General features: G+C 66.4%; 17 protein-coding genes. 7 read left to right on the top strand and 10 right to left on the bottom strand.

Annotated elements, in window-relative coordinates; genetic code table 11:
* Positions 1-5 precede the first annotated feature (5 nt).
* From J3S28_RS01300 to J3S28_RS01290, 3 genes are read left to right on the top strand one after another with little or no spacing between them, the layout of a single operon-like run.
* Entirely contained in the window at positions 6-2,009 is a 2,004-nt protein-coding gene (locus tag J3S28_RS01300; protein WP_207836208.1) for a 5-oxoprolinase/urea amidolyase family protein, read from the top strand.
* Positions 2,006-3,667 carry an allophanate hydrolase gene (gene atzF / locus J3S28_RS01295; protein WP_207836205.1) on the top strand — a complete coding sequence of 554 codons (1,662 nt, stop codon included), beginning with the start codon at positions 2,006-2,008 and terminating at the stop codon, positions 3,665-3,667. Before J3S28_RS01300 ends, atzF begins: the two co-directional genes overlap by 4 nt.
* A gap of 53 nt (positions 3,668-3,720) precedes the next feature.
* Positions 3,721-5,577, top strand: a complete 1,857-nt coding sequence (locus J3S28_RS01290) for a glycosyltransferase (RefSeq protein ID WP_207836197.1) — start codon at positions 3,721-3,723, stop codon at positions 5,575-5,577.
* Between the two features lie 3 nt (positions 5,578-5,580).
* Here the strand turns inward: J3S28_RS01290 and J3S28_RS01285 are convergent, their stop codons facing one another.
* From J3S28_RS01285 to J3S28_RS01270, 4 genes are all read right to left on the bottom strand, one after another.
* Positions 5,581-6,639: a class I SAM-dependent methyltransferase gene (locus tag J3S28_RS01285; protein ID WP_207836186.1), complete on the bottom strand. Its 1,059-nt coding sequence runs from the start codon at positions 6,637-6,639 to the stop codon at positions 5,581-5,583.
* Positions 6,629-9,319, bottom strand: coding sequence for an HAD family hydrolase (locus J3S28_RS01280; RefSeq protein ID WP_307796734.1), 2,691 nt, complete (start codon positions 9,317-9,319; stop codon positions 6,629-6,631). The genes J3S28_RS01285 and J3S28_RS01280 overlap by 11 nt, the downstream gene beginning before the upstream one ends.
* Positions 9,320-9,428: 109 nt before the next feature.
* Positions 9,429-10,289: a TIGR03621 family F420-dependent LLM class oxidoreductase gene (locus J3S28_RS01275; RefSeq protein WP_207836184.1), complete on the bottom strand. Its 861-nt coding sequence runs from the start codon at positions 10,287-10,289 to the stop codon at positions 9,429-9,431.
* Positions 10,290-10,325: 36 nt separating this feature from the next.
* Positions 10,326-10,562 (bottom strand): DUF3263 domain-containing protein, encoded by a 237-nt coding sequence (locus J3S28_RS01270; protein WP_237340910.1) that lies wholly within the window; start codon positions 10,560-10,562, stop codon positions 10,326-10,328.
* A 141-nt stretch (positions 10,563-10,703) separates the two neighbouring features.
* On the opposite strand from J3S28_RS01270, the gene J3S28_RS01265 reads away from it, so the two are divergent.
* Together J3S28_RS01265 and J3S28_RS01260 are read left to right on the top strand one after the other, a co-directional pair.
* Positions 10,704-11,390, top strand: coding sequence for a histidine phosphatase family protein (locus J3S28_RS01265; RefSeq protein WP_207836182.1), 687 nt, complete (start codon positions 10,704-10,706; stop codon positions 11,388-11,390).
* Positions 11,391-11,545: 155 nt separating this feature from the next.
* On the top strand, positions 11,546-13,027 hold the full coding sequence (locus J3S28_RS01260; RefSeq protein ID WP_207836178.1) for an SDR family oxidoreductase: 1,482 nt from the start codon (positions 11,546-11,548) through the stop codon (positions 13,025-13,027).
* 47 nt (positions 13,028-13,074) lie between these two features.
* On the opposite strand, the gene J3S28_RS01255 is transcribed toward J3S28_RS01260, so the two are convergent.
* From J3S28_RS01255 to J3S28_RS01240, 4 genes are all read right to left on the bottom strand, one after another.
* On the bottom strand, positions 13,075-13,842 hold the full coding sequence (locus J3S28_RS01255) for an SDR family NAD(P)-dependent oxidoreductase (RefSeq protein ID WP_237340909.1): 768 nt from the start codon (positions 13,840-13,842) through the stop codon (positions 13,075-13,077).
* A gap of 3 nt (positions 13,843-13,845) precedes the next feature.
* Entirely contained in the window at positions 13,846-14,871 is a 1,026-nt protein-coding gene (locus J3S28_RS01250) for a phosphotransferase family protein (protein ID WP_207836175.1), read from the bottom strand.
* The gene (locus J3S28_RS01245; RefSeq protein WP_207836172.1) at positions 14,868-16,082 is read right to left on the bottom strand and encodes an acyl-CoA dehydrogenase family protein; all 1,215 of its coding nucleotides are present in this window, start codon (positions 16,080-16,082) and stop codon (positions 14,868-14,870) included. The genes J3S28_RS01250 and J3S28_RS01245 overlap by 4 nt, the downstream gene beginning before the upstream one ends.
* A gap of 108 nt (positions 16,083-16,190) precedes the next feature.
* Positions 16,191-16,835: a TetR/AcrR family transcriptional regulator gene (locus tag J3S28_RS01240; RefSeq protein WP_207836170.1), complete on the bottom strand. Its 645-nt coding sequence runs from the start codon at positions 16,833-16,835 to the stop codon at positions 16,191-16,193.
* A gap of 108 nt (positions 16,836-16,943) precedes the next feature.
* Between J3S28_RS01240 and J3S28_RS01235 the strand changes: the two genes are divergently transcribed.
* Entirely contained in the window at positions 16,944-18,182 is a 1,239-nt protein-coding gene (locus J3S28_RS01235) for an MFS transporter (RefSeq protein WP_207836167.1), read from the top strand.
* Here J3S28_RS01235 and J3S28_RS01230 read toward each other — a convergent pair.
* Positions 18,166-18,798, bottom strand: a complete 633-nt coding sequence (locus J3S28_RS01230; RefSeq protein ID WP_084839629.1) for a TetR/AcrR family transcriptional regulator — start codon at positions 18,796-18,798, stop codon at positions 18,166-18,168. The genes J3S28_RS01235 and J3S28_RS01230 overlap by 17 nt on opposite strands.
* A gap of 111 nt (positions 18,799-18,909) precedes the next feature.
* Between J3S28_RS01230 and J3S28_RS01225 the strand changes: the two genes are divergently transcribed.
* Positions 18,910-19,812: an oxygenase MpaB family protein gene (locus tag J3S28_RS01225; RefSeq protein ID WP_207836165.1), complete on the top strand. Its 903-nt coding sequence runs from the start codon at positions 18,910-18,912 to the stop codon at positions 19,810-19,812.
* 61 nt (positions 19,813-19,873) lie between these two features.
* Here the strand turns inward: J3S28_RS01225 and J3S28_RS01220 are convergent, their stop codons facing one another.
* Positions 19,874-20,581, bottom strand: a complete 708-nt coding sequence (locus J3S28_RS01220) for an SDR family oxidoreductase (RefSeq protein ID WP_207836157.1) — start codon at positions 20,579-20,581, stop codon at positions 19,874-19,876.
* Positions 20,582-20,605: the final 24 nt, after the last annotated feature.

The raw sequence follows: 20,605 nt of genomic DNA, 5'->3' as shown, positions 1-20,605 counted from the left end.
TCACCATGTCCATGATCTCGATCCTGCGGGCGGGCCCGCAGACCACCATCCAGGATTGGCCCGGTCGCATCCGTTACTGGCACGTCGGCGTCCCGCCGTCAGGGCCGATGGACGACCTGTCGTTCCGGCTGGCGAACATCGCGGTCGGCAACGCCGAAGGTGCACCCGGTCTGGAGTGCACCCTGGTGGGTCCGCAACTGCAGTTCGACGCCGACACCGTCGTCGCGGTCACCGGCGCGCCCGTCTCACTGACCGTCTCCGGTAAGTCTGTGCCGCAATGGGTTCCGATCACCCTCAAAGCCGGAGAGATCCTCGACATCGGCGCGGTCGGCGTCGTCGGGATGCGCGTCTACGTCGCCGTTGCAGGGGGCGTCGACGCCGAGCTCTATCTCGAGAGCCGATCGACGTTCACTCTCGGTAAGTTCGGAGGCAAAGACGGTCGCGCCCTGACCGACGGTGACACCCTTGCGACCGCTTCGGCAGTTCCGGCCGGAGTGGCCCGCCGCATCCTCGGCGACGAGAAGCCCGCACTGACCAACAATTGGCACCTCGCCGTGACCGTCGGGCCGCACAGCGCCCCCGAATTCTTCACGCCCGAGGACATCGACGATCTCTACAACACCCCCTACGAGGTACATTTCAACTCCGACCGCACCGGAGTTCGACTCGTGGGGCCGCAGCCACGATGGGCACGCAACGACGGCGGCGAGGCGGGCCTGCACCCATCGAACATCCACGACACCGCGTATTCGGTTGGTGCACTGGACTTCACCGGCGACACCCCCATCCTGCTCGGGCCGGACGGTCCGAGTCTCGGAGGATTCGTGTGCCCGGTGACCGTCACCACCGCGGAGCGTTGGAAGCTCGGACAGCTCAAGCCCGGGGACACGGTGCAGTTCGTCCCGGTCCGCGCGGCCGAGGTCGCCAGCGTTGCGAGCTTCGGCGCGCACCGGCGGGCCGGGTTCAGCACCGTCATCTCCGCAGGCACCGACCTCGACGACGGGGTCCTGGGTGGATCGACGACGGCCGACGGCACCACCAAGGTGACCTACCGTCGCAGCGGCGACGACAACATCCTCGTCGAGTACGGCGACATGAGCCTGGATCTGGCGCTGCGCGCCAGGGTTCATGCGCTTGCCGAACGAATCGACGCCGAACGCCCGCCCGGCCTGATCACCCTCACCCCCGGCATCCGGTCCCTGCAGGTCAAGGTCGACCCCACCGTGATGCGACAGTCGACGCTGCTCGCGTGGCTGACCGAATGCGAAGCCCAGCTGCCGTCGGCCTCAGAGCTGGTCGTACCGAGTCGAACTGTGCATCTACCGCTGTCCTGGGACGATCCGGCCACCCGCGAGGCGATCGAGCGATACATGCTCGGCGTCCGCTCGGATGCGCCCTGGTGTCCCTGGAACATCGAGTTCATCCGCCGGATGAACGGCCTCGACTCGGTTGACGACGTGCACCGGATCGTCTACGACGCCGAATACCTCGTGCTCGGTCTCGGTGACGTGTATCTCGGTGCGCCCGTGGCCGTCCCGCTCGACCCACGTCATCGACTGATCACCACCAAGTACAACCCCGCCCGCACCTGGACACCGGAGAACGCGGTCGGCATCGGAGGTGCGTACATGTGCATCTATGGGATGGAGGGTCCGGGCGGTTACCAGTTCGTCGGACGTACCACCCAGGTCTGGAACCACCGGCATCCACTTCGGGCCGCCGGGTTCGAACCCGAACATCCCTGGCTGCTCCGCTTCTTCGACAAGATCAGCTGGTACCCGGTCAGCGCCGATGAACTCCTCGACCTACGAGCCGACATGGCCGCGGGGCGTGGCACAGTGGAGATCAGCGACGGCACGTTCTCGCTCGCCGAACACCAGCGGTTCCTCGACGACAATGCCGGCGCCATCACCGCAGATCGCTCCGCGATGGAGGCCGCCAGGGCAATCGAACGGCAACGTTGGTCCGATGGTGGCGAGTTCGCCACCAAGACAGGAAAAGTGGCATGAGCCGGATTGCTGACATCTACGACCTCATCGACGCGGCCGATCGACCCGAGGTGTTCATCACCTTGCGCGAGCGGACAGACGTCGAGCGGGAGCACGCGGCCTCGGTGGCCGCCGGAGGCGCCCTGGCCGGTGTGGTGCTGGCGGTCAAGGACAACGTCGACGTCGCGGGGCTGCCGACGACGGCTGCTTGCCCCGGCTTCGCCTACGTACCCGAGCGAGACGCCGCCGCAGTGGCAGCCCTGCGTTCGGCAGGTGCGGTGGTGATCGGCAAGACCAACCTCGACCAGTTCGCAACCGGGCTCGTCGGCACCCGCAGCCCGTACGGCGCAGTGCGTGATTCGCGACGGCCCGAGCGCATCTCCGGTGGTTCGAGTTCGGGTTCTGCGGTCGCTGTCGCACTGGGGTTCGCCGACATCGCCATCGGCACCGACACCGCCGGGTCCGGGCGGGTACCCGCCGGGCTGCAGGGCATCGTGGGCATCAAACCCACGTTGGGTGTGGTCAGTACGGCCGGTGTGGTCCCGGCGTGCGCGAGCTACGACTGCGTCACCATCCTCGCCCGCGATCTCGACCTCGCCAACCGCGCGATGGGATCGATGGCCGGCGCCGAGAACTGGGGCACCGCGGTGAAGTTCGCCGCTCCGGACAGTCCGGTGGTCGCCGTCCCCGCCCAGTTACCCGCCCTGGACGAGCGGTGGCAGGACGCGTTCGAAGCCGCCATCGAGCAGGCTGAATCCGCGGGCGTCCGGATCAAGCGGATCGACATCTCCGACTTCCTGGCCGCGGCCAAGCTTCTCTACGAGGGCGCGCTCGTCGCCGAACGGTTCGAGGCGGTCGGCGAGTTCATCTCGGCTGCAACAGAATCCACCGTTCTCGACCCGACCGTGGCAGCAATCATCGGTGCGGCCGATCGCTTCAGCGCGGTCGAATTGCTTGCCGACCGTCGGCGGGTGGAGCAACTCCGAATGCGTGCATTGGCCGCGCTCGGTGACGCCGACGCCCTGCTCGTCCCCACCGCACCGATGCACCCGACCCTCGATCAGGTCGCCGCCGACCCGATCGGCGTCAACGCGGCAATGGGGACGTACACCAACTTCTGCAATCTCTTCGACCTCTGCGCTGTGGCTGTCCCGGCCGGGATCGTCGACGATACCGACGGCAGCGCGGCCCAATTCGGGGTGACTGTGGTCTGTCGCGACCACGACGACGCCATCGCACTCGACATCGCCGGCCGGATCGGCACCGTGGCGGCTGCCGAAGGACCCTCCTGGCCCGAGCTCGCGGGGGCCGCGACCACCGAGGTGTTCGTCGTCGGTGCGCACTTGCGGGGACAACCGCTGATGCACCAGCTGACCGACCGCGGCGCCCGGTGGAACGGGAACGCCGCGACAGCTGCGGCCTATCGGCTGGTCGCACTCGACACCGAACCCGCGAAACCGGGGCTGGTCCGCGACACCGCTGCCGGGACCTCGATCAGGGGTGAGCTGTGGACACTGTCGCCCGCCGCTCTCGGGGATTTCCTCACCGCGCTGCCGACCCCGATGACCCTCGGTGCCGTCGAACTCGAGGGTGGTCGATGGACGGTCGGGTTCGCGTGCGATCACGAAGCGGTCGCCGCCGCCCGGCCACTGAGCGCGACGCACTGGCTCGAGCGCTGACACTCCGCACCCACCCGGCGTCGGCGCTGGTCGACCTGTAGCAGGATGGCGGTATGAACGATCGCGCCGAGACCGCTGCGCAGCTCTGCCCAGGTCACACACCGCTGGTGTTGCAGCGTGTGCTCTTCGCCGGACCGACGCCGGACACCGACGCCGACCTCTACGCCACCATCGACGGAGGCGGCGATCGCACCCGGACCGCGGTGCATGCCCGCCACGGGGCCACCGTCGACACCGACACCTACTTCGGACGCGTGCCCGCCGCCTACTTCCAGCGGTGGACGACGGTTACGAGCGTCGACCTGGCATTCGACTTCGCAACCGCCGGCCGTGCCCATGCGGTCGTTCACGGCTGCGACGGCGACGGACAGGTCCACGTCGTGTCGCGGCTGGAGTTGGCGGGCGCCGGCGCGGCGACGTGCACGGTGCCCCTCGACAGGTACTCCGGCGGCGGTTCGGTATGGGTGAGTTTCATCGCCGATGACGGTGACCTCACCATCGATGAAGGGGTGTGGTCGACGATGGCTCCGCATCGGGTCCGGGCCGCGGCGGTGGCGATCTGCACCTTCAATCGACCCGCCGACTGTGTCGCCACCCTGACGGCGCTGGCGTCGGATCAATCGACGCGCGAGCGCCTGACCGCGGTGTACGTCGTCGATCAGGGCGACGATCTGGTCTGCGAGCAACCCGGCTTCGATCAGACGTCCGCCGCTCTCGGCGAGCGCCTCACATACATCCGGCAGCCCAATCTCGGCGGCGCGGGCGGCTTCACCCGCGGCATATCCGAGGCCATCGCGCACGAGGAGGATCTCGATCTCATCCTGATGGATGACGACATCCGCTGCGAACCCGAGACCCCGTTGCGCCTGGCCGCTTTCGCAGGTGTGACCCCTCATCCGACAATCGTCGGAGCCCAGATGCTCTACCTGATGAATCCGACGCGGCTGCACGTCGGCGCGGAGTACGCGGACCTGCACACGCTCAGGGCCGGCCGGTGGGCGAAAAACGCGTTGCACGACGCGGACATGCTGACCCAGCGCCAGGACCGGCCGGCCGACGCCGGCTACAACGGGTGGTGGACGTGCCTGCTACCGGCGGAGGTCATCTCGACACTCGGGCTGCCCCTTCCGATGTTCTTCCAGTGGGACGACATCGAATACGGCATCCGGGCCGCCGAGACCACCGGCGTCCAGACCGTCACCTTGCCGGGAGCTGCGGTGTGGCACATGGACTTCTCCCGTAAGGACAACGACGACTGGACGATGTACTTCAGCATCCGGAATTCACTGATCACCGCGGCGCTGCACAGCGACCTCGACGTCAAGTCGTTGAGTACCCGCATGTTCCGTGAGATCTCGCAGTACATCGTGGCGATGCAATATGGGTTGGCGTACACGATGATTCGGGGTATCGAGGATTTCCTCGCCGGACCTGGCGTCCTCGCCGACGGTGGCCGGAAGGCGCTGGTGGACATCCGCCGCGAACGCGCCGCGTTCGGTGAGACGGTGATGCATCACGAGGCCGACGTCCCCGGGGTGAATTACCGTGAGTTGCCCGTACATCCCGCCGGATTCGAACCCGCCAAGGATCGTTTCGACGTGGTGCTCGCCAAACGTGCGGCAACTCAGCTCACCGGGCGGGTGGTGCGAGGGTGTGTGGCCATTCCCCCGACGGATGCCCACTGGTGGCATGTTTCCCTGTTCGATCAGGTGGTGGTGGCCGACGCATCCGGCAACGGCGTGCGACTGCGCACCCGCGACACCGGCGCCGCCCGCACACTCGGGGCACGAAACCTCAAGGTACGCAAGTTCTTCCGCGCGGACGCCGCAAACGTACAGGAGGCCTATCGGGCCGCGCTGCCTGCGCTGACCAGCCCGGTGAACTGGCAGCGCCTGTTCACCACCGAATGAGACCTACCGCCGGACCCTGCCGCGTAGGCCCCGCACTGTGCGGCCGGCCTTACGCACTGCCCGGCCACCCACGTTCCGGATCGAGATCGGCGGGTTCGCCCGTAGGGCTTCGAGTTCATGCTGGTGGGATCGGATGAGCCGGTCCGTCTCGTCACGTTGCTGCTGCAGCTCGGCGCTCAGCTGTCCCACCCGATACGCCAGATCATCGCGATCGATCGCACCTGCGGCCATCTCGTACTGCATGGCGAGCACCCTCGTATACAGCGCGATCCGATTGTTCTCCATCGCCGCCAGCAACGGCGATCCGTCGTACGGTTCGAGCGCCGCGCGAATTCTTTCCGCCTTGTCCACATCGGTGGTCGGGTAGATCACCCCGAGACCGAAAACGGCGGGCACCAAAGCCAACTCGTGCCCACCCGCCGGATGGGCCCCGAGGGCGTCCTCGATCGCCGTCAGCACCCCGTTGCGTTCCCCGCCGGCGTCCACCGCGGCGGTGAACTGTCCGAGGCCGACGAACCCGGCAGCGGTGACGTCGTCGTGCCAGACGGTCGGACCCTCGGCGCCGTGGTCATGGACATCTGCCGGGTCGAGTCCTGCGGCGTTGTAGTACAGATCCCGCCGACCCCACGGCCACAGCAGGTCGTGCAGGATCACCACAGCATCGGGGGCGTTAGCCAGGATCCAATCGAGCTCGCCGCGCACGGTGACGTAATTGTGGTCGCCATCGACGACATAGACGTCGCCGAGCGGGATCTCGGCCAGAACAGCCGGCGAGAACCCTTCGACCAGATGCAAATCGGGTTTGTCCCCCAGGGTCGTGCGCATCTCATCGGTCGGAACCGGCTCGACGCAGTAGACCGCATCGGCTCCGTGGTCGAGGTAGATCGAACTCGCGCCACCCGACTCGACCCCGACCTCGACCACGGTCCGCGGCCCGGCCGCGGCAAAGATCCGTCCGATCACCTCGGAGAACAACGTCAGGGAGTGCAGGAGCAACGGCGCCTGCCGAGCGGCGCGCGCTTGCACATGCGGGTCGTTCCGATCCCCGAACTCAGTCTTCATCTCTGTCTTTCTTCTCATCGTCGTCCGGAGGAGCCACCGGGGCACCGGCCCGTCCGACGATGCGCGCCACACCGGCCGCCAGAGCCAGTGGGCCCCCCGACCGATACTCGGCCTTGGCCCGCGCAGTCAGTCTCGTGAGTCTAGGTGCCGCGGGCGCCCGGTGGGAGAGTCCCGACAACGACTGCGGCAGCACCGCGAACGCGATGGTGATCTGAGCCGAACTCACCGGTGCGCCGGCACGATCGACGAGCGACAGCCACAGCGCCGAATGCGGTGCATGGAATTCGACGAGATTACCGCCGAGCCAGGCTGATTCGGCGTACACGAGTCCTGCGAAGTCCTGGGGCTGCTCCCAGCGCAGCGGAGTCGGGTGCCGGTGCCCGCCGGCGGTCACCGTCGCCTCGATCCAGTCGAGACGTACCAGCGCGGGTCGACCGGGGATGGCGAGCGACACGTCCGTCGCGTCGAAGGCCTCGAAGTTCAAGCGCGCGAACGACAGTCCGTTCCGGTTGATCCGCAGGGGCACCTTGGGACCATCGTGCCATTTCCCGTCGCCGGTCCGGAAGCGCAAGACCGTTTCGCTCTGCGGCTCATCGGGTTCGAACACCGATGCCGGCAGAGCACCCGTGCGCACAGCATCGGCGGCCGAAGCGAGGCGCGGGTCGGCTGCGGCCAGCACCTGGGGCCAGAAGGCGTCGCGCATCCCGAGGTCGTCGAGGTCGCCGGGCGACATGTAGCGGACCGCCGGTAGCAACTTGACCGGGATCACGTGACTGACGAGGTCGGAGCCGAAATTGTCTTCGTGTTCCCAGGCGCCGAACACGGCGGCTTCGTCAGGGGTCGGGGCGGTGATGGACGAGGCCACGATGTTGCCCAGCAGCGGCACCTCGCCACCGTTGAACGCCGGCCACAGGTCGGAGTCGCCCGCATAGCGAAGCCATTCGTCCTGGAACGCGTGCACACCCTGGTGCAGCGCTCGCCGTGCGTGGTTCTGTTCGGCCGAACCCGCGATCGGCGCCAGGATCGGATCCCCCTCGGGGGTGAAGTCGAGCAGCGATCCGCACAGGCTGCTCACACCCTGCTCCAGTATCTCCGGGCTCCGGGTGACGGCTCCGACGACTCCGACGGGTTCTCCTGCCGAACCGAGGTAGCCCTCGACCCGCAGACCCCGCAACATCACCTTCGTGCTGCGCTTGTCCGTGGCAAGGTACAACCCGGCGGGCTTGATCGGCACCCCGGCAAGGCCGAGGGCGACCCCGAGCTGGCTCTGGATGGTCGCGCCCCACCCGAGGTCCACGATCGTCAGGTCGTCGCTGTCGAGGGCGCCGGCAGTACGCAGGTGCGCGAGCAGACGTTCGCGCGTCGCGGTCGCGGTCGTCGCGATCCGATTGCGCAGATGCGGCGTCTCCACCAGCGCCGCCGCGACGTCGTCGGCGATGATGCCGTTGTCGAGAACCACCCCGAGTCGGTCGGCCAGGGCCGGGACGTCTCCTGGGCGCAGCTGCAGGATCGCCAGCAAGCCGCCGATGGTCATGCCGTGTCGGCGGCGCATGAACGTGTGAATGCTGTCCTGGTCCAGAACCCCCAACGCGGCGACAGAGGTCAGGTGCCGGGACAGCCAGATCGGTTTCGCAACCACATCCAGGCCTGCGCTGCGGGCAGCGTTGTTGATGAGGTCTGCCAGCATCTCCCCTTCGCGCATCGGACACCACAGCACCTTCGTGCCACGTTCCGCCGCGCGATGGGCCGCCCAGTCGGCGAAACCTGTCAGTACCGGGCCGAGAACAGCCGCGCCGTACCTCCAGGAGCACGCCACGTCGGGCGCGACGGCGTCGAGGTTCGCGTTCTCGATCAGCTTCGCTCGCAGACTCGTGATCCCGAAGTCACCCTCGGTCGCGTCGAGGTGCGGCGCGCTCACCCCGAAGGGCTCCAGCGGCGCGCCCTCGCGACGCAAAATCGCTTCGTAGTCGTCGGTGATCCGCGTGAAGTGCACGGTGCGCACGCCCAGCTTGCCGGGCGCGGTGACATCGGGCCGCTTGTTGTCACCGATGTGGACGATCTGGCCGGGCCGCACTCCGAGACCTTTGAGCACGACCTTCCACAATCCGTGCGCCTTGTCGACCCCGTGCTCGTGGGAACGAAAGAATCGCGCGGACTTGAGCGGCTCCAGATGCGGCCGGTCCAGGAATCGATCGAGATGTTCTTGCAAGAAGTACGTGTCGGACACCACGACGATCGGCACCGAGTGAGCGTGCGCAGTGTTCACCAACTCGGCGATGTCGAAGTCCGGAACGAGGATCCGGCGCTCTTCGGCGACCTCGGCCTCGACGTAGTACTCGATGTCGTCGCGGAGCAGGATCTCGGCGGGCATCTCGCGCCAGATGTCGTAGATCGACACCTCAGGACCGAGTTTGCCGCGACGTTCCCTCGACTCGGTCTCGGCGGTGATCCGCATCGTTCGGAACGCGTGGGGTTCGATCCAGTCGGGTAACGCACCCTCGCGACGGAGCCGCTCACCGAGCAACACGAACAGATCGGTCGGCCGCGGGACCCGCCGCCACAAGATGGTGTCGAAGATGTCCAGCGAGAGCACCGAGCAGGATCCGTCCCGCAACATCTGGTGAACGTCCTCGAGGGTCGTGCGGCCTCGGCGGACGATCTGGGCGTTCGGTTCCGTCACGTCGGTGATCAGGGCTTTTTCCAATCCGGTCGGTTGTCGATCTGGTCTCGGGTAGTGGCCTGGACCCATCGTAGTGATGCCCCTTGCCCGGGTCTGGCGAACGCCGCGCTCAGGTCCGGCTTCGCAGTTCGCCGATCACCCGGCCATAGGCATCGAGGTCGGCGGCCGACGGCTCGATCGGCGTGAGGTAGGTGACGCCGAAGGTGTCACGGAGCTCCCGGATACGCGCCACCACCTCATCGTGGGTGCCGTGCAGGGCATTGGGCAGCCGCAGCAGTTCACTGTCCGAGGCGTCGGGCCGGTGACTGCGCAGGATCTCGAGGTCCGGTTCCCGATCGATCGCAAGGTCCGCGATGATCAGGTTGATCTCCAGCGCATCAAACCGGTCGCCCGCCTGCTTCCGGAGGAAGTCGACGCGTTCGGCGAGCGCCTCGTCGTCGGCGAGGACTGCCAGGGCGACGATGTCGGCGTGCTGTGCGGCCAAGGTCAGCACCTTGTTCCCCGTTCCCGCGATCATGATCGGTGGCGGCGACTGAATTGTCGGCGGCACGAAACCGGGATCCGACAGCAGGTCCTTGAGCTGCAGCACGGTGTCCTTCAGATGCTCGACCCGTCGCCCAGGGCTCTCGAAGGGCAGGCCCACGGCCTCGAACTCCGCCTCCACGTACCCGGCGCCGAGCCCGATCTCGAACCGGCCTCCGGTGAGCTGATCGACGCTCGCGATGTCGCGCGCCAGCAACACCGGACGGTAGAACCCGGCGTTGAGGACGAAGTTGCCGACCCTGACGGTCGGCGCTGCTGCTGCAGCTGCAGCCAGCATCGGGAAAGGCGCACCCAGCTCCAGATGATCGGGGAGCAGGACGACGTCTACTCCGCAGCGCTCTGCATGTCTGACCTGCTCGAAGAACTCGCCCGCACTGCCGCGACCCAACAGGTTGACCCCGAACCGGAAGTCCCGCCTTGCCTCCATGAGGGTCAGCCTAATCGTGAAACCGGGGTTCGCCGGTCAGCGCGCGAGCCATAACCGTCTGCGGATCACCGCGCGCATGCCGGCCAGCTCATCGGGTGCGATGTCATCGAACCGGGCACCGTCGGACATCAGGTCGTTCAACTCCTTGAAGAAGGTGCGATCAGACATCCCGAACCTGTCGTGGATCTCCTCGGAGGGTCCGCCGCCCAGGCGGTACCACTTCGACTCGAAGTCGAGCATCTCGTCCAGCTTCGATCCTTCGTGTGTGTCCATGCGAACCACCTCCCGACTGTCTGTGTGTTGTCCTCAGTTGTACCGAGACGGACTGAACACCAGGCGACATCGAGGCAACCATGCGGGGCCGGGACAAACCTCGATGACGCGAGCGGTCCGGCTACCGGCAAGATGGGCGGTATGGGTGTCATCTATCTGGTTCGCCACGGCCAGGCCGGAACCGACGAGAACGGCTACGGCAGTCTCACCGATCTCGGCCGCCGGCAGGCCCGGAACGTCGGGCAGAAATTGGCTGCGCGAATCCCTAAGGTGGACTTCACCGTGTCGGGAAATCTTGCGCGCCAACTGGAGACGATCGAGGAGATCGTCGGGCAATTTCCCGAGTCGAGCGCCCCGGCCCCGGTGGTCAACGCCGGCTGGAACGAGTACGACCTCACCAGGCTCGCGCACACGGACGTGCCGCCGACCGGGACATCGGAGGAGGCGGCGCAGGCGCAGCGCAGTTTTCAGCGCAGACTCGACGCCTCATTGCTGAACTGGGTCGCTGACGTGCAGACGACCGGGCCCGGCTCGTACGTCGACTACCGGGATTCGATGCTGCAGGCGCTGGCAGAAATCGCCGAGCACGCCGGCCCCGGGCAGGTGGCCATCGCGGCGTCGTCCGCCGGCACCATCGGAGCAGTCGTCGCCCACCTGTGGGGCATCAGCCCCGAGAACTGGCCCAGCGTCTCGCGGACCATGGTCAATGCCTCCATCACCAAACTCATCGTCGGCAAGTCCGGGATCAATGTGATGTCGGTGAACGACCATGCGCACGCCGATGTCGACGACGAAGACGGCCGACGTCTGATGATGACGATGCGATGAGCAAGCGGAGGTGAGCCAAGCGGCGATGAGCCAAGCGGAGATGAGCCAAGCGCCCGCAACAGGCGTCGAATCACGGTTTAGCAGAGCGCTGCTCTCGGGTACAGGCTTGTCAGGTACGTAGCCTCGAATCAACGCCCTCAACCATCGGAGCGCTCATGCAGTCCCCCACGTCGCCGACCCCCAGCGCACTGGTCACCGGCGCCACCGGATACATCGGCGGCCGACTCGCTCCGCGGTTGATCGAACGTGGTCACGACGTCCGGGTCCTGGCTCGGACCCCCGACAAGCTCGCAGGCGCGCCGTGGGCCGACGACGCGAAGGTGATCAAAGGCGACCTCGGCGACCTGACGTCCCTGGAAGACGCCTTCACAGGCGTCGACGTGGTCTACCACCTGGTGCATTCGATGGGCAGCAACAAGGACTTCGGCGCCGAGGAACGACGTTCGGCGCTCAATGTAGTCAAGGCCGCGCGCAAGGCCGGCGTCTCCCGGATCGTCTACCTCAGCGGCCTGCACCCATCCGACGTGAAGCTCTCCCAGCATCTGAGTTCGCGGACCGAGGTCGGCGAGATCCTGATGTCGTCGGGCATCGAGACGATCGTCCTGCAGGCCGGTGTCGTGATCGGTTCCGGGTCGGCATCCTTCGAAATGATCCGGCACCTCACGGAACGACTTCCCGTGATGACCACCCCCAAATGGGTGCACAACAAGATCCAGCCCATCTCGGTGCGCGACGTGCTGCATTATCTGATCGAGGCCGCAACGGCTCCGGTTCCAGAATCACGGACCTGGGACATCGGCGGTCCCGACGTCCTCGAGTACGGCGACATGATGCAGATCTACGCCGAGGTGGCCGGCCTCAGCAGACGGCGCATCCTCGTATTGCCCTTGCTGACACCTACTCTCGCCAGTCTCTGGGTGGGTAGCGTCACCCCCATTCCGGGCGGGCTGGCCAGGCCACTGGTCGAATCACTCGAACACGACGCCATCGCGTCCGAAAACGACATCAACTCCGTCATCAAACCGCCGCCTGACGGACTCACCGGATACCGTACGTCCGTCGAGTTGGCACTCGCCCGCATTGAACGGGGCGAGGTGGAGACGGCGTGGTCGAATGCCTCACCGGGATACGCACCGTCAGAACCGATCCCCTCCGATCCGCAGTGGGCAGGCGAGGAGACCTACACCGATTCGGCGACTGCAGAAGCCTCCGTGGATCCCGCCACACTCTGGAAGGTCATCGAGAGCATCGGCGGCAAGAACGGTTGGTACGGATACTCGTCTGCGTGGAAGCTCCGGTCCTGGGCCGACGGACTGCTCGGGGGTCCGGGGGCGTCACGGGGTCGGCGAGACCCGCGGCATCTGCAGTCCGGCGACGCGCTCGATTGGTGGCGGGTCGAGACCGTCGAGTCCGGACAGCTGCTGCGTCTGCGTTCCGAGATGGTCATGCCCGGTACCGCCTGGCTCGAGCTGCGGGTGAGTGCGACCGACACCGGCAGCCGCCTGGAACAACGAACGGTGTTCTATCCGCGCGGCATCGTCGGGCGGCTGTACTGGTTCGCCAATCTGCCCGCCCACAAGGCCGTGTTCTCGGCCATGACGAAGAACATCGTCGCGACCGCCGAGTCCCTCCGCTGACCTGACCCGGCCCCGTCCACCGGTCCGAGATGCGCGTCGCGCAAAGATCAGGCGCGGCCGAGGTTGGTTCCCGGACGAGACAGCACCACACCTGGCAGCACCGCGTATCTGGAGAGCCGGCTCACCGCTTCGACCATCGTGGCGACGTCGCCGACGGTGATCATCTCCTCCGCCGGAATCTTGTCCTTGGTCCACTCGGACAGATCGGTGTTCACGTAACCCGGTGAGATCGTCGTCGCCGAGACACCGTTGTCCGACTCCTCGAGATTGAACGTCTCGCACAGCGAAATCAGCGCGGCCTTGGTCGCGCCGTATGCGGCCAGCTCGGGTTCGGGGTAGACGCCGGTGATCGAGGCGATGGCAACGACTTTCGCCGCACCTGCCAGCTCAGCGGTTCTGCGCAGCGTCGGCAACAACGCCTGCAGGAGCACGTACGCCGATCGCACGTTCACGTGATAGAGCTTGTCGAATCTGCGCACAGGCAATTCCGCGATCGGCCCCTTCTGACCCATGCCGGCATTGAGCACCAGCAGGTCCAGCCGACCAAACGCCTCGGTATGCGCTGCGGCCAGGGCTTCCAACTGCTCCGCGTCGGCCATGTCCGCGACGGCGACCGCGACCCGCACCCCGAACTTCTCACCGAGGCGCTGTGCGAGCTGCTCCAGGGGCTCCCGGCTGCGGGCGCTGATCGTCAGATCCCAACCCGCCTCGGCATATCGAGTCGCGACCTCAGCTCCGATACCCCGGGACGCGCCCGTCACCAGTGCCGCTTTGCGCTCGCCGACCACATTGACCTCCACTGCCATATCCCCCATCGCTCAGCCGTTCTCACCCTTGATGGCGCGCAGTCCGGCCGCCATGAATTCTCCGGTCACCGCTGCGGCCTGCTCTGCACCGGCGCCCGCCGATGACCCGCTCCGCGCCCTGTGCGTGATGCCTTCGCCGATCACTCCGAGTTTGAAGTTGGCCAACGCGAGATAGAAGTTCCAGTCGGACAATTCGCGGCCCGACACGGTGGCGTACCGCTGTGCGATGTCGGCGCCCGACGGGTAACGGGCACTGGTCCACGCTGCCTTCATCCCAAGGATCTCGTCGAAGATCGGTTCCCGATACGTGCACATCAGCGCGACATCGGTCAGCGGATCGCCGAGGGTCGACATCTCCCAGTCGACGACGGCCTTCACGACACCTGGATCATCGGCGGCGAGAATGGTGTTGTCCACACGAAAGTCGCCGTGCACGATCGAGTTCTCCGACCGCGCCGGGATGGATTCGCTCAATGCCGCATGCAGTGTGGCCACATCGTCGAGCTCCTGGGTCTTCACGTGCTCCCACTGCCGAGCCCAGAGCTTGACCTGCCGGGCCACGAATCCGTCCGGCCGTCCGAACTCACCGAGGCCCACTGCCTGGTAGTCGACCGCGTGCAGATCCGCCAGCGCCTGCACCAGTCCGTCGAGATTGCGGTCGACGTCGTCGTCGCTCAGCGCCTCCAGTTCGTCGGCGCTGCGCACCACGAGTCCGTCCACGAACTCCACGACAGTGAAAGGAGCGCCGAGGATCTCGCCCTCCTTGTCGAAGGCCACGGTTCCCGCGACGGGCACGTCGGTACCCTGCAGCGCGTTGGTGACCGTCCACTCCCGGTTCATGTCATGTGCCGACGGGGTCAGACCACCGGTCGGGGGACGCCGAACCACCCATCGCGAGTTGTCATCGTGTGCAGTGAAGGTCAGGTTCGAACGACCACCACTGATCAGCTCCACGACCAGTTCGCCGGTGACGGCGACACCACGGTCGACGAGGAACCGACGAAGTTTCTCGGTGTTCATGCCGGGCAGTTCGCTCATGGCTTGCCACCGGCAGCTGCGGCCTTCCTGGCCTTGCCGACCGCGCGCTTGGCAAGAGCCCAGCGATGGACCTCGGAGGGGCCATCGTAGATCTGGAAGGGACGCAGTTCGCGCTGCAACCGCGCCAACGGCAGGTCGTCGGAAACGCCCATACCGCCGCACATCTGGATCGATCGATCCACCACCCGCGAGAACGCCTCCGCGGCAAAGGTCTTGGCGATCGAGGTCTCGTCTCCACCGTGCGCACCCTGGTCGAGTTCCCAGCACGCCTTGACCAGCAGCGATCGTGCAGCGGCCAAGTCGATCTCGTTGTCGGCCACCATCTGCTGGATCATGCCGAGGTCACCGAGTCTGCCGCCGAATGCCTCTCGCCTGGCGACGTAGTCGAGCGCGATGTCGCGCGCTCGGTTGGCACTGCCCATCCACCGCATCACGTGGGTCATGCGGGCGGGTCCGAGTCGCACCTGTGCGTAGCGGTAACCTTCGTCGACCTCGCCGAGGACGTCCTCGTCGGGAACGAAGACATCGCGGAACGCGACCTCGCAGTGTCCGCCGATCATTGCGCGGTCGATGGTGTTGATGTGCCGCCCGACGGTGATGCCCGGGGTGTCGGCCGGGGCGAGGAACATCGTCGCTCCCCCACGATCACCGGGCTCACCGGTGGTGCGGGCCATGATGATGAAGAACCCCGCGCCGTCGGCACCGGTGATGAACCATTTGTCGCCGTTGATCTTCCAGCCACCGTCGACCTTGACGGCCGCAGTACGCAGCGCTGCGGGATCGGAGCCTGCACCGGGTGCCGGTTCGGTCATAGCGAACGCGGAGCGCACGTCGCCGCGCGCCAGCGGCGCCAGGTACTTCTCCTTCTGATCCGTACTGGCGACGTGGGCGAGCATGTGCACGTTGCCCTCGTCGGGAGCACCGATGTGCAGGGCGATCGGACCGAACACGGAGTATCCAGCCGCTTCGAACACCGGCGCCCGGTCGGACATGTTGAAGCCGAGACCGCCGTATTCGACTGGCGCGTGCGGCGCCAGGATTCCCAGGTCGCGGGCACGATCACGGAGCTCGAGGCGCAGCTCGTCACCGCCCGCCGCGGCGATGTCGCCGGCGAACTTCTCTTCGATCGGCAGAACGTGACCGCGAACGAAGTCGCTGGTCTTGTCGATCACGTCCTGGACAACTGGATCGTAGGAAAGGTCAATCGCCATGGGGCACCTCCTCGTGTACGTCGCCCAGCCGGGCTATCCCGACCGAGCGATCGTTCGGTTTCGGGTAACAGAGTGTCACGGTCGCCCCCGGGCAGTCAACCCGGTGGGTTAGGACGAAGTGGAGAAGTATCCGACCATCTGACGCGCGATGAGCAGGTACCGCGACACCAGTTCGTCCGGACCCAGTCTGCCGGAGGGTCGATACCAGGTGGAGACCCCGACGCACATCGTTGTCACCGCACGGCCCGCATCCACGGGGTGCGGGGTGCGGAAATCGCCGGAGTCGACGCCCGCCTGCACGATTGCGTCGACCATGCGCTGCTGCTCGTCGCGGGTGGCGATGTACTCCACCCTGAACACCGGCTCGAGACTGCGGATCTCAGTCGACCCGACGAACGCCTGCGCCCTGCGGTACATGTGAAACCTCAGCAGCGATTCGACCACCGCGTCGAACCGCTCCACGGGCGAACTGCCCGCCTGCTCGAGGGCCGCACGAGAACGTCCGAGCAGGTCGCTCATCGTCAGCTCTAGCAACCCCTGCAACAACGACTGTTTCGACGGGTAGTGGTGATAGAGCCCCGGGACGCTCAACCCCGCTCGCGCGGCGATGTCCCGGACCGACGTGCCGTGATAGCCGTGCTCGGCGAACGCAGAGAGCGCCGCGGCCAGCGGGACCGGCAGATCTTCTTCCCCATACTGACGCCAGAGCCCCTCGCCGTACTCACGCGGCGCTGGCCGAGCTCCGGTATCCATACCCGTAAACCTACTGTGCCACCGCGGGCGCACTGGGCAATACCACCCGCCCCCGGTTGACGAGTTGTCCGATTCGATCGAGCGGCGCAGATCCGGCAGGCTGAAACCGTGCCTTTTGACCCGCCCGGTCCCGACGGGTCGCCTCCTCCGCCCACCGCAACCGGCATCAGCAGGCGGCTCGTACTGCTGTTCGCTCTCACCTGCGGCGTCTCGGTGTCGTCGCTGTACGTCTTACAACCCGTTCTCGAGGAGATCCGCACCGACTTCTCCGTCTCCACGTCCACCGCGGCGCTGGTGGTGACCGCTGCGCAATTCGGATACGCGATAGGCCTTCTGCTGTTGGTCCCACTGGGAGACTTGTGGAACCGAAAAGTGTTGGCGCCCAGCATGATGGCAGCATCGGCGGTGTCGCTGTTGCTGTCCGGGCTCGCCCCGGGGTTCGGCGCGCTGTTCGTCGCCTCGCTGCTGGTCGGCGTCTCCGCGGCCACCGCGCAGATCGTAGTACCGTGGTCATCGTCGTTGGCCCTGCCCTCGGACCGCGGACGTGTGGTCGGAGTGGTGATGAGCGGTCTGCTGCTCGGCATCCTGCTGGCACGGGTCGTCAGCGGGGCGATCGCGGAAGTCGGTGGCTGGCGGGCGGTGCTGTTCGTCGGCGCAGCCCTGATGGCGATCCTGGCGGTGGTCGTCTACCTCCTCGTGCCCGCGGACCGGACTCGCCCTCCCCAGGCGTATGGGGCATTGCTCGCCTCGGTCGGACGGATGATCGCCACCGAGGCGATGCTGCGGCAACGGATGGCGCTGGGCTTTCTGACGATGTTCGGCTTCAGCGCGATGTGGACATCGATCGCTTTTCTCCTCTCGGGGAGCAGAGGTGAACGCTTCTCCTATTCCGAGGCGATGATCGGGGCCTTCGCCCTCGCTGGTGTCGCAGGTGCGGTCGCCGCACCGATGTTCGGAAAGCTGGCCGACCGCGGACATCTACGGGGGGCGACCACGGGCGCGTGGGTGATCACCGTTGCCGGATGGTTGTTGCTGGCCTGGCCCGGGACGCCGCTCGCGGCACTGCTCGTCGGCCTGGTCGTCTTCGATTTCGGAGTGCAGGCCTCGCAGCTGTCGAACCAGTCCGCGATCTACTCACTCTCGCCGGATGCGCGCAGTCGTGTGACCACCGCCTACATGGTCACCTATTTCGCAGGTGCGGTGGCGGGGTCGGTCGCCTCCGGGTATGCCTACGACGCAGGTGGGTGGAACCTGTTGTGCATCATAGGGGTCGGTTCGGCCGTGGCAGGTTTGCTGCTGTGGGCCGGCATCGATCGATGGAACGGCCGCGTCACTCGACCCCGGTGACATTCTGCGGGAGCAGTTCGACGACCGCGCCGTACATCATCGTCACACACAGATCGATGAGTTCATCGTCGCTGCAATCGATTCGGCCGTCGATCCAAGCGCTGAGAACCTGCCCGAGACCACCTACGTAGAAGTGGGCCGCGCCCTGCACCGCCGCTCCCTCGAAGTGGGTGCCCGAGGTCTGCACCGTCAGTGCGGCGAACATCATTGCCGCATCCATGCGCTTGGACGCGAGACGGCCACTGAGCAGGGTCTGCGAGAACAAGATCCTGCCGCGGCGCCGATCGGAGTCGATCCGGCGCACGATGGCGCCGACGGCAGAGCGGATCTGGTCCTTGGGTGAACTGCCACCTGCGGCCACCGCGGCCTGCGCCGACTCGGCGATATCGAGGACCACGACGTCATACGTCGTGCCGACCAGGTCGTCGACATCGGTGAAACTCTCGTAGAAGTAGCGCGCGGTGAGTCCGGCCTGCCGGCACACCCCTCGGACGCTGATCGCACCGCCGTCAGGTGAACCCATGATGTCCAGCGCCGCGTCCACCAGAGCCGCCCGGCGACGTTTCACCCGGTCAGCTCCGTTTTCGCCGCCGTACGGGCGCATTGGGTCAGGCATGACACCCATCATTCCACCTTCGGTGTCCGCAATTGACAATCACTGCAAACGCGACTTCAATTGAAAGCGACAACGCATGTTCTCACAATATTCTCGGCAGGAAGGCAGACAATGACGTCTGGGACCGTTGAAGGCAGCAGCGCACTCTCCGAGGCTTCGCCCCTTTCCCGCCCAACCCACCGAGCACCGGTGTGGACCCGCGAACAGGCGGACAGCGCGAGTGGCGATCTCCTGGAGATGCCGGGCATCTCCGCCCTGGCCGGCGCTGCCAACGTGATCATGCAACTCGCCCTCCCCGCTGTTGGCTACGGCGTCGCCGAGAGCAAGGTCGACAGCGGAAATCTGTTCAAGCACCCACTCAAACGGGGCCGCACGACGCTCGCCTACCTGGCGGTGGCCGTCAACGGCTCCCCGGAAGACCGCAGGGCCTACCGCCGCGCTGTCGGGCATTCGCATGCGCAGGTTCGGTCGACGGAGTCGAGTCCGGTCGAGTACAGCGCCTTCGATCCGACCCTGCAGCTCTGGGTCGCAGCGTGCCTCTACAAGGGCTGGGAGGACATGCAGGTTCTCTTCGGCGATCCGGCCGCGGTCACCGAAGAGGCCTACCAGCAGGGTGCGCTGATGGGCACCACCCTGCAGATGCCTCGAGACATGTGGCCCGCGACGCGCGCCGACTTCCAGCAGTATTGGGATTCGACCGTGTCCGGACTGGAGATCGACGACACCATCCGCGACCTGCTCGTCAGCATCGCGAGGTTCGAGTTCCTGCCGAAGCCGGTGTCGCTACTGATCGGCGACTTCGGCCTGTTCCTCACCACGGGCTTCTTGCCCCCGGAGTTCCGCGAGAAGATGAATCTGACGTGGACCCCACGGCAACAGCGCCTCTTCGACCTCCACAACCGAATCGCCCGCAACGTGGTCGGGCGGTTGCCGACACCGTTGCGCGCATTCCCGTTCAACGCCTACCTGTGGGACACGAGACGGCGCATCAAGGCCGGCAAGCCTCTCACCTGACTTCCGAAAATGGGTCGTTCTGGCGAACAAAACGCCAGGTCGCGTTCGCCAGAACAACCCATCATCGGGACGGCGCGAACTGTGGGTACAGGGCCTCGACAGGCGCAGCGAGACCGGCTTTGACCTGAATGCTGACGTCGTCGGCGAGGACCTCCAACTGGCCGGCTTCGAGGCCATCGTAGGCGTCCCGGATGACGTCGGCGGGGTCGTTCTTCTCGGCCGTGACGTCCGCGGTCATCGGGGTGTCGGTGTAGCCGAGATGCAGGCCCAGGACCTGGGTCCCCTGCGGCGCCAGCTCGAGACGCAGCACGTTGGTCGCCATCCACAACGCAGCCTTGGACACGCTGTACGAGCTGCCGATACCGATCCAACTCAGCACCGAGTGGACGTTGATGACAGCGCCCCCGCCGTTCGCTGCGAGGACCGGGGCGAACGCCTTGGTCACCGCGATCGGCCCGTAGAGGTTGATGTCCATCAATGCCTTCAGTTCGCCGACCGGCTGATCGATCAGCCGGCCGGCAGTCGACTGACCTGCATTGTTGATCACGATGTCGACGTCGGCGGCGGATGACGCCGCGGCCGCGATCGACGCGGCGTCCGTGACGTCCAGGCGAATCGGCACGATCCGGTCGTCGCCCCACTCCCGAGGGTTGCGTGCCGCCGCATAGACCTTGGTGGCACCGCGCGCGAGCGCCTGCGTGACGAACTCGGTACCGAGCCCACCGTTGGCGCCGGTGACCAGGACGGTGGCGTTGTTCAGCGTGACCATTGTTTCTCCCATCGAGCCGCGGCC

The sequence above is a fragment of the Williamsia soli genome (genome assembly GCF_017377795.1).
GTDB classification, from domain to species: Bacteria; Actinomycetota; Actinomycetes; order Mycobacteriales; family Mycobacteriaceae; genus Williamsia; species Williamsia soli.
Note: the sequence above shows the minus strand (reverse complement) of the source record. Positions and strands in the feature narration are given on the sequence as shown.